Genomic DNA, 13294 nt, shown 5'->3' with positions numbered 1-13294 from the left:
ACATCGGCGTCGTCAATTCAAATCGCCGTTCTCCACAGCCCGGCTGGCTCTCAGCACTCCACCACATTGACGGCAAGGCCGCCCAGGCTGGTTTCCTTGTAGCGCTCGTTCATGTCCATGCCGGTCTGGCGCATGGTCTCGATTGCAGCATCGAGCGGCACGAAGTGCGTGCCATCACCCTTGATGGCCAGCGACGCCGCCGTCACGGCCTTGACCGCTCCCAGCGCGTTGCGTTCGATGCAAGGCACCTGCACAAGACCGCCGACAGGATCGCAGGTCATGCCGAGATGATGTTCAAGCGCGATTTCGGCGGCGTTCTCGACCTGCTCCGGCGTGCCACCCATGACGGCGCAAAGCCCGGCTGCAGCCATGGCCGAAGCGGAGCCGACCTCGCCTTGGCAGCCGACTTCGGCGCCTGAGATCGAGGCGTTGGTCTTGATGATGCCGCCGACGGCGGCAGCCGTCAGCAGGAAATCGCGAATGCTCGCCTGATCGGCCTCGGGGTGGAAATGCAGCCAGTAGCGCAGCACCGCAGGCAGCGTGCCGGCAGCGCCATTGGTGGGTGCTGTGACGACGCGGCCGCCGGCGGCGTTCTCCTCGTTGACGGCCATGGCGTAGATCGACAGCCAGTCATTGGCCAGAAGCGGGTTTGGCCGGTTCTGGCGCCATTCTTCCTGCAATTTGTCATGAAGCTGGCGGGCACGGCGTCGCACCTTCAACCCACCCGGCATGATGCCGTCCTGCGACAGGCCGCGCTCGATGCAGCTCTTCATAGCGCCCCAGATAGCATCCAGGCCTGAGTCAAGCTCATCGCGAGACTGGCGCGTCTCCTCGTTGACGCGCTTCATCTCGGCAATCGACAAGCCGCTCTTGCCCGCCATTGCCAGCATTTCGACGGCATTCTTGAACGGATATGGCACTTTCGGGCCGGTCGACGTGTCGCCACGCGATTTCAGGCGCTGAAGCTCTTCCTCGGAGACGACGAAGCCGCCGCCAATCGAATAATAGATGCGCTTCAGAAGCAGCCGGTCGTTGGCATCATAGGCATAGAACGCCATGCCGTTGGCATGGCCGAGCAATGGCGTCTTCTTATCCAGCACCAGATCGCTCGCCGGATCGAAGCGATAGGACGGATGGCCGGGTGGTGCTACGCGCTTCTCCGCCGTGATTTTCTCGATGATCGCATCGGAAAGGTCAGGGTCTACGGTCGTGGGTATCTGGCCGGCAAGGCCGAGGATGACGGCACGGTCGGTGCCATGGCCGACGCCGGTATAGGCAAGCGAGCCGTGCAGGCTGGCAGCAACGCGATCGACCTTCGCGCCGGCCGGACGCGGCCAGTCATCGCTCAGGATTTCCGCCAGAAAGCGGGCCGCAGCCGTCATCGGTCCCATCGTGTGCGAGCTGGACGGACCGATGCCAATCTTGAAGAGGTCGAATACCGACAGGAACACGAGCGGCTGGTCTCCACGGACTGCAAAGCGCGGGCTGCGCTTGTCACGTCTATATATGGATGTTTGGGCGCTTTTGTCAGGCGAAGCTTGGCGCTTCCCGACCTCGATTGCTTCGCCAACGACACCTTCAAAACAAAAGAGACGCGGAAAACCGCGCCTCTCTGAAATTTCGATACTTGTCTGCCGGTGTCAGCTTGCAGCGAGAACTGCCGCCGCTTCGGCCCCGCTGACCAGCCAGAAAAGTACGATGATGCCTGCAATGCCGATCACTGCCTTGGCCGTTAGGCCCCAGCAGGATTTCTGAACGCTGTCGTCCATGATGTCTTTTTCTATCCTGTGAAATCTTGCGAGAACGGCTTTCCCGCCGCTTCTTCCCACCCCGCAGTGGGATGGCTGGATACGCTTTTGTGTTGCTGTTCGCAACTGCAAAAAAGGCAGAAGCAAGGCGGATTTCACATATCTGCCATGCATCAGCCATTCCTATTTTAATAAAATCAACGATTTATCCGGCTTTGCGCGTAAACGCTTTCGCAAGCTGTGTGACGGGATTGTGTCGCAGCCGTCATCTCGATCAGAGCTTTCCGCGGCATCACATCGCCGTGATATGTTTGCTGCATGCTCGATTCTCTTCACCTGACGGCGGCGGATTTCGCCGCACTGGCCTTCTTCCTGGTTGCATGGGTGGTGCACACGCTTGCCGCCGACGGCAAGCTGGTCAGTCGCGTTTCGCTGAGCAGGGCGATGAATGCCCAGCGCGAAGCCTGGATGCAGACGATGGCGCGGCGCGAATTGCGCATGATCGACACGAGCATCATGGTCGGGCTCCAGCAGGGAACCGCGTTTTTCGCCTCAAGCTCGCTGATTGCGGTCGGTGGCTGCTTCGCGCTGCTCGGCGCATCGGATCATGTGCTGACGGTTTTGTCCGACCTGCCTTTTTCCAGCGCTCCGTCGCGACCGATCTTTGAGATCAAGGTGCTCGGGCTGATCGTCATCCTGGCCTATTCGTTCTTCAAATTCGGCTGGTCGTACCGGCTGTTCAACTACTGCTCGATCCTGATCGGGGCGGTGCCGATGGTCCGGGACGGCCATGCCAACGAAATCGAAATGGAGACCGCAATCCGGCGCGCGGCGCGGATGAACATTCTGGCCGGGAAGCATTTCAACGCCGGCCTGCGCGGCATCTTCTTCTCGATCGGCTATCTCGGCTGGTTCGTCGATCCGATCGTATTCGCGCTGACGACGATAATCCTGTTCGCCGTGCTTCTGCGCCGCCAGTTCTTCTCGGCAGCAAGAGAGGCTGTCATGGTCGAAGCGCAGGATTATGCGGGGCCGGGAAACGGCGAGTCGATCCGCCCCGAGAACCAGTAGGCGAACAGCCCGATCCATTCGCGGATCGCCATCGTCGTGTTCTGAAGCGAATCCTGCGGGTTGTCGCGGAAGAAGCCAACACCCTCTTCACCAGAAGTGCGATAGTCCACCGGCCAGGGCAGGACCGAAAAATCAGCCTTGCGAAACAACGCCATCGATCGCGGCATATGGAAAGCCGATGTGACCAGAAGCCATGTCTCGCCGGGCTTTGGCGTCACCAGCCGCTTGGTGAAGACCGCGTTTTCGTAAGTGTTGCGCGACTGGTTTTCGAGCACCATGCGCTCGGGCGCGACGCCGAGCGCCGACAGTAGCCGAGGCGCGGTATCGGCATCGCCCTCGCCTTCCAGAACCAACGTGCCGACGCCGCCGGAGATCACGATCTTCGCATCCGGAAAACGTCGTGCCAGCACCGCTGCCTCGACAAAGCGATCGCCGGCGCTGTTCATCTCGTATCCGCCACGCGCCAGATTGATCGCGCCTTCAAGGCCGCCGCCAAGCACGACGATGCCATCGACCTTTTCCGGCAGGCTTGGGCGCTGAAAGCGCTCTTCCAGCGGGTTCATCAGCATCGCGCCGAGCGACGTCCACGTCGCCAGCCCGAGGATCAGGAAAGCGCTGACGCAGCCGGCAACCGACAAGCGGCGCCAACCGAAAAACAAGCCGATCACGCCTGCCAGAAGCAGGAAGATCGCGAGGTTCAGCGGCTGGATGAAAAACCAGAAGACTTTGGAGACTACAAAGAACATCCCGTCACCTTTTCAAAAGGATGGCGGAACAATCTCTACCACCACTTCTCCGGCTCGAACCGTCCCGCTGCCTGCTCGATGACATGGGCGGTCTGGAACAGCGTTTCCTCGTCGAAGGGCCGGCCGATAAGCTGGAGGCCGAGCGGCAGGCCGTGCGCGTCGAGCCCGGCTGGAACAGCGATGCCGGGCAGACCGGCCATATTCACGGCGACAGTGAAGATGTCCTGCATGTACATTTTCACCGGATCGTTTGCCATGTCCTGATCGGCGATGCCGAAGGCCGCCGCCGGCGTTGCCGGCGTCAGGATGACATCGACGCCGGCGGCGAAGACATCTTCAAAGTCCTTCTTGATCAGCGTGCGGACTTTCTGCGCCTGCAGGTAATAGGCATCGTAATAGCCGGCCGAGAGCACATAGGTGCCGATCATGATGCGGCGCTTGACCTCGCGGCCGAAACCGGCGGCGCGAGTCTGCTCATACATGTCGGTGATGTCCTTGCCCGGCACGCGCAGGCCATAGCGAACACCATCGTAGCGCGCGAGGTTGGACGAGGCTTCCGCCGGCGCGACTATGTAGTAGGCCGGCAGCGCGTATTTCGTGTGCGGCAGCGAGATGTCGACGATCTCGGCGCCAGCGTCCTTCAGCCAGGCAATGCCCTTCTGCCAAAGCGCCTCGATGTCTTCCGGCATGCCTTCGACGCGATATTCCTTCGGAATGCCGATCTTCATGCCCTTTATCGGGCGGCCGATCGCGGCCTCATAGTCCGGCACCGGCAGATCGACGGAGGTCGTGTCCTTCGGATCGACCGAGGCCATGGATTTGAGCATGATCGCGGCATCGCGCACGTCGCGCGTGATCGGACCGGCCTGATCGAGCGAGGAGGCAAAGGCAACGACGCCCCAGCGCGAAACGCGGCCATAGGTCGGCTTGATGCCAACCGTGCCGGTGAAAGCCGCAGGCTGGCGGATCGAGCCGCCGGTGTCGGTCGCGGTCGCGCCGGCGCAGAGCCAGGACGAGACGGCAGCGGCTGAGCCGCCGGATGAACCGCCGGGCACCAGCTGGGCGTTGTCGAGCGAGCGGGCGCTACGCGCGCCGCCCGCGGAAACGAACCCGCCATCGCCCTGATGCGTCGTCGGCATGACCACCGTATCGACGCGCGAACGCCGCCACGGATTGACGACCGGACCGTAATAGGAGGTCTCGTTGGACGAGCCCATGGCGAACTCATCCATGTTGAGCTTGCCGAGCATGACCGCACCGTCGGCCCAGAGATTGGCCGTCACGGTCGATTCATAGCGCGGCTTGAAGCCGTCGAGCACATGGCTGCAGGCCTGTGTGTGCACACCCTCGGTGCCGAACAGGTCCTTGATGCCGAGCGGAATACCCTCAAGCGCCCCACCCTCACCTTTGGCCAGCTTGTCGTCCGACGCCTTGGCCATGTCGCGCGCCTTGTCATGCGTGACCGCGACATAGGCGTTGAAAGTCTGGTTGGCGGCGTCGATCGCGCCGAGATAGGCGTCGGTCAGTTCGACGGAGGAGATATCCTTCGAGCGAAGTTTCTCGCGGGCTTCGGAAATGGTCAGTTTGGTAAGGTCGCTCATCAGGCAAGGTTCTTTTCGTAAAAACGGGAATAGCCGGAATCGGGATAGTCGAGAACCGCACCGCAGACTTGGAACCCGCCACGTTCATAGACGCGCCAGGCCGGCTCGAAGCCAGGCGCTTCGCCCGTCTCCAGCACGAGCCGCGAAATTCCCTTTTCGCGCGCCAGCGATTCAATGCTCTGCAGAAGCTTTGCGCCAACGCGCTGGCCGCGCACTTCCGGCAGTGTGAACATGCGCTTCACTTCACCCAGACGGTCGCCATGATCCTTGAGGGAAGCCATGCCGACCTGGCGACCGGCTTCATTACGCGCCACAAGCACCGTCACGGTCGGCTCGGCCATCTGCTCGACGGTCAGCTGGAACTGGAACTCCCGCGGCGTCAGCGGGATCATGTGGGCGTTGAGATCCGCCACCATGGCGCGCACATCGTCCTGCAACGGTGTCTCGATGGCAATCGTTACCGTCATCGTGGTGTTACTCCACGACCTTCGGGACAAGGAAGAAGTTTTCGTCGGTTGCCGGCGCGTTGGCGACGATATCGGCCGCCTTGTTGCCGTCGGTGACGATGTCTTCGCGCTTGCGCATTGCCATCGGCGTCACCGAGGTCATCGACTCGACGCCGGAAACATCGACCTCGTTCAATTGCTCGACAAAGCCGAGAATGGCATTCAACTCGCCGGTCATGCGCTCGGCGTCTTCCTCGGTGACGGCGATGCGGGCAAGATGGGCGACGCGCTTGACGGTGGCTTTATCGACGGACATCAAAAACTCTCCGGAAATCCGGGCTGCTAATCATGTCCGGGCTATAGCGGCGCCAAGCGCGGTGCGCAACAAGCATGTCCGCGCCATCGCCTTCGGGCGGCTAAATGTCCCTGCTTTCGCCGACCTTCGGCACGATGACATCGACGCCCGAGCCTTCCATGCCGTCGACGAATTTTTCCGCCGTTTGGTCCAGCATCGGGAATGTCGCGTAGTGGCAAGGTATGACCGTCTCGAACTTGAAGAAGCGCTGGCATGCCAAGGCCGCAACCGCGCCGCCCATGGTATAGCGGTCGCCGACCGGCACCAGGCCGATCTTCGGCTCGTGAAGCTCATTGATCAGCGCCATGTCGGAGAAAATGTCGGTATCGCCCATGTGGTAGAGTGTGCGGTCGTCGGGGAAGTGCAGGACGAGACCGCCGGGATTGCCGAGATAGACGTTCGATCCGCCTTCCCCACCGAAGGACGAGGAATGCAGTGCCTGGACGAAGGTCGTCGTGAAGCCGCCGCAATCGACAGTGCCGCCAAGATTACCGGGATTGATCTTGTCGCCGCTGGCACCCTTGCCGACGAGATACATGCAGATCTCGAAATTGGCGACGAGTTGCGCGCCGGTCTTCTTCAGGATTTCGACCGAATCGCCGACATGGTCGTTGTGGCCATGCGTGAGGAGCAAATGGGTTATACCTTCGGCTGGCCCTTCCCATCCCTTGCCCCAGGACGGATTCTGGCTGAGGAACGGATCGATCAGGATCTTTGCGCCGCCTGCTTCGACGCGAAATGCGGATTGGCCATACCAGGTTATTTTCATGAACGTCGTCTCCTCGATTTTCTCTTGCCGGGAAGATAGAAGGCAGCGCATTCATGTCAAAAGGAAAGCGGCGAGCCATTGAACATTGTCGTGATCGAAGACCTGCCGGCCCTATTGGCCAATGGCAGGACGCTTGCCGGGCTCGATCTCGGCGACAAGACGATCGGCGTTGCCGTGTCTGATCGCGGCCTGTCCTTTGCTCACCCGCGCCCGGTCATCATCCGCAAGAAGTTTTCAGTCGATGCCGCGAGCCTCATCGATCTGCTGACGAAGGAAAACACCGGTGCGGTGGTGATCGGCCTGCCGATCAACATGGACGGCAGCGAGGGGCCTCGCGCCCAGGCGTCACGCGCCTTCGTGCGCAACATAGCGCGCATGACCGACCTGCCCTTTGCTTTCTGGGACGAGCGGCTATCGACGGTCGCGGCCGAGCGCAGCCTGATCGAAATGGACATGTCGCGGGCAAAACGGAAGACGAAGATCGATTCGGCTGCGGCCGCCTTCATCCTGCAAGGCGTTCTGGACCGAATTCACGCGCTCGGTGAAGAGGGTTCGCCAAGATAACGTTCGCGTTGCGTTTTCAGCCATGCACCTATCTGGCGACGGCGGCGGAAGGCGTAGATGGCAAGCACGATAAGCGTGTCGATGATGCAGGCCTTGGCAACCATGCCGGGGATGATGGTCGGATCGATGCCGAGCGTGTCGCCATAGAGCTGGAAGACAAGATCATGAACCTGCCTGGTCAGCATGACATAGCCGAAATTGATGTTGTAAAATGACAGGCCGAACCAGCCCCAGAACAGTATGAGCGGCAGAGCCCAAAGCGCGAGGACATAACGCATCAGGCGTTCCCTCGCGGGTCGGATCGGCCGGAAATGCGCGACAGCATGGCTCCGTGGGCTGCTCCCATCGCCATAGACCGCGCCACTTCCTGGGCGTCTTCCTCTTCGGGTGAAGCCGTCAGCAATGCCGCCCAGCGCTCGGCCTGTATGGCGAGATAGGACGTGGTAATCGCCGCAAGCACGGCAGCGATTACCGGAAAGATGCCGGCATCCGCGCGCATAACCCCCAGAACCAGCATCAAGGACAGGACGCCTGCGGCGGCGGCGAAGGCCACGCGGGTCACTTCGTCCGGATCGCCCTGATCCGAGGGTTCGCACAGGAACAGCGTCAGAAATGCCCAGAGGAACAGGGCTGCCACGAGTGCAAAAGTCACCGAGAGGAAGACGCTGGAAGACGAACCGACAGTGAATGCGTTTCCCTCCGGCAAGGATATTCCGAGGATATCGAGCGCATTCGAAGCACCGCCGGCGCTTCCGAAGACGCAGACCATCGCCAGCAGCGCGAAGGCCGCTGCCCAATGGAAGGTCAAGAAGGAGCCGAGGAGATGGCGCATGGGAATCCTTTTGGTCTCCGTGCACAGTGGGGCCGGAGCATTTTCGTCGCAACGGAAACCATTTGTTAAGGTTAACAGGCAGACGCGCGCTGTTGATAACGGCAAGACATTGGCTTTATAGAACCGTCCATCGTTTGCCGCCCCGCCCTCGCCTTCAACCTGAAGCGTTCATGCTCCCGATCTTCGAAAGCATCCTGCCGATTTTCCTGCTCATCATCGGCGGTAATCTCCTGCGTCGCATGCCGCTGATCGATTCGTCGGCATGGATCGGCCTGGATCAGATCGGCTTCTGGTTTCTCTATCCGGCCCTGCTGTTCGTCACGATCTACAATGCCGATTTCAGCGGGCTTCAGCTCGATGCGATGATGGCCGCGTTGCTGATGGCATTGGTTGCAATGATCGCCATCACGCTGGCGCTGTGGCCTCTCCTGAAATCCACCGGCCTTGTTCGCAAAAACGAGTTCTCCTCGATCTTCCAGACGGCGGTGCGCTGGAACAGCTTCATCGCACTGGCGATCGCCCAGAAGATATTCCCGCCTGCCGGCATGGCGGTGGTGGCCCTGGTCATGGCCGTCATCATCATTCCGATCAACCTGACCACGGTTTTTACCGTTACGCGGTTTGCCGACCATTCCATTAACTGGCCGCGCATTGGCCGCGGCATCGTGACCAACCCGATGATTATCGGTTCGCTTGCCGCCATCCTGCTCAGGCAATTGCCTTTTCAACTCTACGGGCCGCTCAATCAGTCACTCGGCCTGATCGCCAACGCAGCACTCGGAATGGGACTTCTCGCGGTGGGTGCTGCGCTTCGTGTCAGCGATCTCTGGCAACCGCGCCTGGCATTGATCCTGCCGCTGGTGCTCAAACTGGTTGTGTTCCCAATATTGCTTGTCGGCGCGGGTCTTGCCTTCGGCATCTGCGGGTTGCAGCTCAGCTACCTCGTACTTTGCGCGGCGGTTCCGACTGCCATGAACGGCTATCTGCTGGCGCGGCAACTCGGCGGCGACGCGGAACTCTACGCCGCCGTCACCACATTGCAGACGATCGTCTCGTTCTTCACCATACCGGCCGTTCTGGCGATTACGGCTCAGTTGGCGGGATAGAGCGTATCAACGATCATGCGGGCATCGTGGCGCGCGTCGAGCATGCCGTATGTTCCGCGCCACTGGCCGGCAAGCCGGGTTTCGATGAAGGCGTCGGCAATGCGCCCCGCTCCCATCCGCTTCAGCTCGGCGGCTGCGGCTGACAGTGCAAGCTGTTCCGTCAGGATGCGCGCCGAACCTTCGTCCGACGCCGCAACCTGCATCGCGGCACGCAAAACGCCGATGGTGCCGGGTCCGCCAGCGCCGAGGTCGCGCTCTATACCGGCAAGCACATCATCGAACAGGCCCGGGGCGCGGCCGAGCACACGCAGCACGTCGAGCGCCATAACGTTACCGGAGCCTTCCCAGATCGCGTTTACCGGCACCTCGCGATAGTAACGCGCCAGCGGGGCCTCCTCGACATAGCCATTGCCGCCAAGGCACTCCATCGCTTCGTAAAGCAATGCTGGTGCGATCTTGCAGACCCAATATTTGACCACCGGCGTCATGGCGCGTGCAAAGGCGGCCTCCCCGCGGTCGCTGGCGGCCTCGTCAAACGAACGCGCCAGCCGGAACGACAGCGCCGTGGCGCCGGCGACATCCAGCGCCATATCGGCCAGAACGCGCTGCATCAGCGGCTGCTCGATCAGGCTGGAGCCGAATACCTGGCGGTGGCGGGCATGATGAACGGCTTCGGCCAGACCCGCCCGCATGATGCCGGACGATGCGACGGCACAGTCGAGACGCGTCAGCGTGACCATGTCCATGATGGTTTTTACGCCTTCGCCCGGCTCGCCAACCATCTCGCCGATGGAATTGACGAACTCGACTTCCGAAGACGCGTTGGAGCGATTGCCGAGCTTGTCCTTCAGCCGCTGGAAGCGAAATCCGTTGCCGGTGCCATCACCGAGGATGCGCGGCACGAGGAAGCACGACAGACCCTCGCGCACTTGCCCGAGCACCAGAAAGGCATCGGACATCGGCGCGGACATGAACCATTTGTGGCCGGTCAGGCGGTAAAACCCGCTGCCGACGCGTTCGGCCTTGGTGGTGTTGGCGCGCACATCCGTGCCGCCCTGCTTCTCGGTCATGCCCATGCCGAGCGTCAGCCCGGTCTTTTCGACCGGTGGCTTTTGGGCCTGATCATATTTGCGTGTGGTGACGCGCGGCGCCCATTCGCGAAACAGTTTCGGACTGGCCATCAACGCGGCGAGCGAGGCGTTGGTCATCGTGATCGGGCAGAGATGACCGGACTCCAGCTCGGACGTCAGATAGAATCGCGCTGCGCGGACCTGATGGCGCTTGCCGGTTTCGTTGGCGCCGTTTTCCCAGACCGAAGAGTGCAAACCAATGGCGACCGAGCGGCGCAGCAGCGCGTGATAGGCGGGATGGAATTCGACCTGATCGATGCGCCGGCCCTGCCGGTCATGTGTCTTGAGCTTCGGGGTTTCGGTGTTGGCGAGGCGGGCGAGATCCTGCGCTTCGGAGCTCAGAACGAAACGGCCGAGACCATCCAGATCCTTGCGGACCGGCTCCGAAAAATGTTCGGCAAGCTGTACCAGCAAGGGATCGCCCCGCCAGGCATTGCTTCCGGTCAACGGCGGGGGCTGGTTCGTTACCTCGTCGGTCACACGCTTTCCTTACATATTCTTCGGCGCGCCATGCGAATCCGAAGCAGGTTGGACGGTTTTATAACGCAAGGATTGGTAGCCGCGCGATTAAAATCCCGGGAGAAATCGCGCCAACCCACAACGACGGCTTGCAGCCGCTTTTGTGCGCGCCTATAGCACGGCCTTGAGATGACAGAAGCTTCGTCCCTGCCCCTTTATCCGCACCGCCACCTGCTCGGCATACGGGACCTGTCTCCCGTCGACATAGAGCTTTTGCTCGATCGCGCCGACGCCGCCGTGGCGATTTCCCGACGACATGAGAAGAAGACATCGACGCTGCGCGGCCGAACGCAGATCAATCTCTTCTATGAAGCGTCGACGCGAACGCAGTCGTCCTTCGAACTGGCCGGCAAGCGCCTCGGCGCCGATGTCATGAACATGTCGGTGGCAAGCTCTTCGGTGAAGAAGGGCGAAACGCTGATCGACACGGCGATGACGCTGAATGCGATGCGGCCGGATATCCTCATTATCCGCCATGCTTCGGCCGGTGCTGCCGCCCTTCTGGCGCAGAAGGTCGGCTGCTCCGTGGTGAATGCAGGCGATGGCGCTCACGAGCACCCGACACAGGCGCTACTCGATGCGCTGACCATCCGCCGCGCCAAGGGCAACCTCTCCCGGCTGACGGTGGCGATCTGCGGTGACATTCTTCACTCGCGCGTCGCGCGCTCCAATATTCTTCTCCTCAATGCGCTCGGTGCGCGAGTGCGCGTCGTCGCCCCATCCACGCTGCTGCCGTCCGGCATCGCGCAGATGGGCGTGGAAGTCTGCGCGAAAATGGCCGAGGGATTGAAAGACGCCGACGTGGTGATGATGCTGCGCCTGCAGCGCGAGCGCATGGAAGGCGCCTTCGTGCCTTCGGTGCGCGAATATTTCCGGTACTTCGGGCTCGACGCGGAAAAGCTGAAGGCAGCAAAGCCAGATGCGCTGGTCATGCACCCCGGCCCGATGAATCGCGGCGTCGAGATCGCTTCCGAGATTGCAGACGGGCCGCAAAGCGTCATCCAGGAACAGGTGGAGATGGGCGTCGCCGTGCGCATGGCGGTGATGGAAGCACTCCTAGATCCTCGTCGCAACCGCGAGGGGGTATCGGCATGAGCGTCACCGTTTTCCAGCGTGCTCGCATCATCGATCCGTCACGCGGCCTGGACGAGGTCGGGACGGTCATCGTCAACGGCAAAAAGATTGCCGCAGCGGGTGCATCAGCGCTGAACCAGGGCGCGCCGGAAGGTGCCACGATCATCGATTGCGCCGGCAAGGCGATCATTCCCGGATTGGTCGACGGCCGCGTCTTCATCGGCGAGCCCGGCGGCGAGCACCGCGAGACGATCGCGTCGGCGAGCGTGGCTGCTGCGGCAGGTGGCGTGACTTCAGTCATCATGATGCCGGACACCGACCCGGTTATCGACAATGTCGCACTGGTTGAATTCGTGCTGCGAACTGCGCGCGATACGGCATCGGTCAATGTCTTTCCGGCGGCTGCCATCACCAAGGGTCTCGAAGGCCGCGAGATGACCGAATTCGGCCTGCTGCGCGAAGCCGGCGCGGTTGCCTTCACCGATGGCCGGCACACGATTTCCAACGCGCTGACGATGCGCCGCGCGCTGACCTATGCGCGCGACTTCGGCGCGACCATCGTGCATGAGACGCAGGACAAGGACCTCGCCGGCTCCGGCGTTATGAACGAGGGGCTCTATGCGAGCTGGCTCGGTCTTTCCGGCATTCCGCGCGAGGCCGAGGCGATCCCGCTGGAGCGCGACCTGATGCTGGCGCGGCTGACGCGCGGCAACTACCACGCCGCCAAGATTTCCACGGCGATGTCGGCGAATGCGATCACCCGGGCCAAGGCCGACGGCGCCAAGGTCACCGCCGGCGTCTCGATCAACCACCTGTCGCTCAACGAGAACGATGTTGGCGAATACCGCACCTTCTTCCGCCTGTCGCCGCCGCTGCGCACCGAGGACGACCGGCTGGCGATGATCGAAGCCCTAAGAGACGGCACCATCGATATCGTCGTTTCCTCGCACGATCCGCAGGACGTGGACACCAAGCGCCTGCCTTTCGCCGACGCCGCCGACGGCGCGATCGGGCTGGAAACGCTGCTGGGTGCCGCACTTCGCCTCTATCATAACGAGGATCTGCCGCTGTTGCGCGTGATCGAGGTGCTTTCGACCGCACCGGCAAAACTGTTCGGCCTGCCAGGCGGTACGCTGAAACCGGGAGCGGCAGCCGATCTGGTCCTCGTCGATCTCGACGAGCCATGGATCGTGCGTGAGGATGCCATCCGCTCGCGCTCGAAAAACACCTGCTTCGAAGGCGCTCGCCTGCAAGGCAGGGTCTTGCAAACAATGGTTTCGGGCCGCACAGTGTTTACGGGTTAGAGCCGGAACACAACAACGCATGCGCTCCG

General features: G+C 61.7%; 15 protein-coding genes. 5 read left to right on the top strand and 10 right to left on the bottom strand.

The window, feature by feature from the left end; all coding sequences use genetic code 11:
• Nucleotides 1–50: 50 nt before the first annotated feature.
• Together BM413_RS21640 and BM413_RS34015 are read right to left on the bottom strand one after the other, a co-directional pair.
• The gene (locus BM413_RS21640) at nt 51–1451 is read right to left on the bottom strand and encodes an L-serine ammonia-lyase (RefSeq protein WP_091916781.1); all 1401 of its coding nucleotides are present in this window, start codon (nt 1449–1451) and stop codon (nt 51–53) included.
• 189 nt (nt 1452–1640) lie between these two features.
• The gene (locus BM413_RS34015) at nt 1641–1769 is read right to left on the bottom strand and encodes a hypothetical protein (protein ID WP_280141847.1); all 129 of its coding nucleotides are present in this window, start codon (nt 1767–1769) and stop codon (nt 1641–1643) included.
• Between the two features lie 297 nt (nt 1770–2066).
• Between BM413_RS34015 and BM413_RS21635 the strand changes: the two genes are divergently transcribed.
• Nucleotides 2067–2819 carry a DUF599 domain-containing protein gene (locus BM413_RS21635; protein WP_091916780.1) on the top strand — a complete coding sequence of 251 codons (753 nt, stop codon included), beginning with the start codon at nt 2067–2069 and terminating at the stop codon, nt 2817–2819.
• Here the strand turns inward: BM413_RS21635 and BM413_RS21630 are convergent.
• From BM413_RS21630 to BM413_RS21610, 5 genes are all read right to left on the bottom strand, one after another.
• Complete coding sequence (locus tag BM413_RS21630; protein ID WP_091916779.1) at nt 2771–3565, bottom strand: YdcF family protein; 795 nt, start codon at nt 3563–3565, stop codon at nt 2771–2773. The two genes, BM413_RS21635 and BM413_RS21630, sit on opposite strands and share 49 nt — an antisense overlap.
• A gap of 35 nt (nt 3566–3600) precedes the next feature.
• Nucleotides 3601–5166: an amidase gene (locus BM413_RS21625; protein ID WP_091916778.1), complete on the bottom strand. Its 1566-nt coding sequence runs from the start codon at nt 5164–5166 to the stop codon at nt 3601–3603.
• Nucleotides 5166–5633 (bottom strand): GNAT family N-acetyltransferase, encoded by a 468-nt coding sequence (locus tag BM413_RS21620; RefSeq protein ID WP_091916777.1) that lies wholly within the window; start codon nt 5631–5633, stop codon nt 5166–5168. Before BM413_RS21620 ends, BM413_RS21625 begins: the two co-directional genes overlap by 1 nt.
• Before the next feature lie 7 nt (nt 5634–5640).
• Nucleotides 5641–5928 (bottom strand): Asp-tRNA(Asn)/Glu-tRNA(Gln) amidotransferase subunit GatC, encoded by a 288-nt coding sequence (gene gatC / locus BM413_RS21615; RefSeq protein WP_091916775.1) that lies wholly within the window; start codon nt 5926–5928, stop codon nt 5641–5643.
• A gap of 100 nt (nt 5929–6028) precedes the next feature.
• Complete coding sequence (locus BM413_RS21610; protein ID WP_091916773.1) at nt 6029–6736, bottom strand: metal-dependent hydrolase; 708 nt, start codon at nt 6734–6736, stop codon at nt 6029–6031.
• 78 nt (nt 6737–6814) lie between these two features.
• Between BM413_RS21610 and ruvX the strand changes: the two genes are divergently transcribed.
• Nucleotides 6815–7300, top strand: coding sequence for a Holliday junction resolvase RuvX (gene ruvX, locus BM413_RS21605; RefSeq protein ID WP_091916770.1), 486 nt, complete (start codon nt 6815–6817; stop codon nt 7298–7300).
• Here the strand turns inward: ruvX and BM413_RS21600 are convergent.
• Entirely contained in the window at nt 7267–7578 is a 312-nt protein-coding gene (locus BM413_RS21600; protein ID WP_091916767.1) for a DUF6105 family protein, read from the bottom strand. The two genes, ruvX and BM413_RS21600, sit on opposite strands and share 34 nt — an antisense overlap.
• Entirely contained in the window at nt 7578–8132 is a 555-nt protein-coding gene (locus BM413_RS21595) for a hypothetical protein (protein WP_091916765.1), read from the bottom strand. Before BM413_RS21595 ends, BM413_RS21600 begins: the two co-directional genes overlap by 1 nt.
• Before the next feature lie 170 nt (nt 8133–8302).
• Here BM413_RS21595 and BM413_RS21590 point away from each other — a divergent pair, with 170 nt between their 5' ends.
• Entirely contained in the window at nt 8303–9238 is a 936-nt protein-coding gene (locus BM413_RS21590) for an AEC family transporter (protein ID WP_091916763.1), read from the top strand.
• Here the strand turns inward: BM413_RS21590 and BM413_RS21585 are convergent.
• Complete coding sequence (locus tag BM413_RS21585; RefSeq protein WP_091916761.1) at nt 9223–10848, bottom strand: DNA alkylation response protein; 1626 nt, start codon at nt 10846–10848, stop codon at nt 9223–9225. The genes BM413_RS21590 and BM413_RS21585 overlap by 16 nt on opposite strands.
• A 168-nt stretch (nt 10849–11016) precedes the next feature.
• Between BM413_RS21585 and BM413_RS21580 the strand changes: the two genes are divergently transcribed.
• Complete coding sequence (locus BM413_RS21580) at nt 11017–11982, top strand: aspartate carbamoyltransferase catalytic subunit (RefSeq protein ID WP_091916759.1); 966 nt, start codon at nt 11017–11019, stop codon at nt 11980–11982.
• Complete coding sequence (locus tag BM413_RS21575) at nt 11979–13265, top strand: dihydroorotase (protein ID WP_091916758.1); 1287 nt, start codon at nt 11979–11981, stop codon at nt 13263–13265. Before BM413_RS21580 ends, BM413_RS21575 begins: the two co-directional genes overlap by 4 nt.
• The last annotated feature ends 29 nt before the right edge of the window (nt 13266–13294 follow it).

Origin of the sequence: Mesorhizobium sp. YR577, assembly GCF_900116595.1 — a bacterium.
In the GTDB taxonomy this organism is placed as follows: Bacteria; Pseudomonadota; Alphaproteobacteria; order Rhizobiales; family Rhizobiaceae; genus Mesorhizobium_M.
This window is presented reverse-complemented; position numbering and strand designations above follow the sequence as displayed.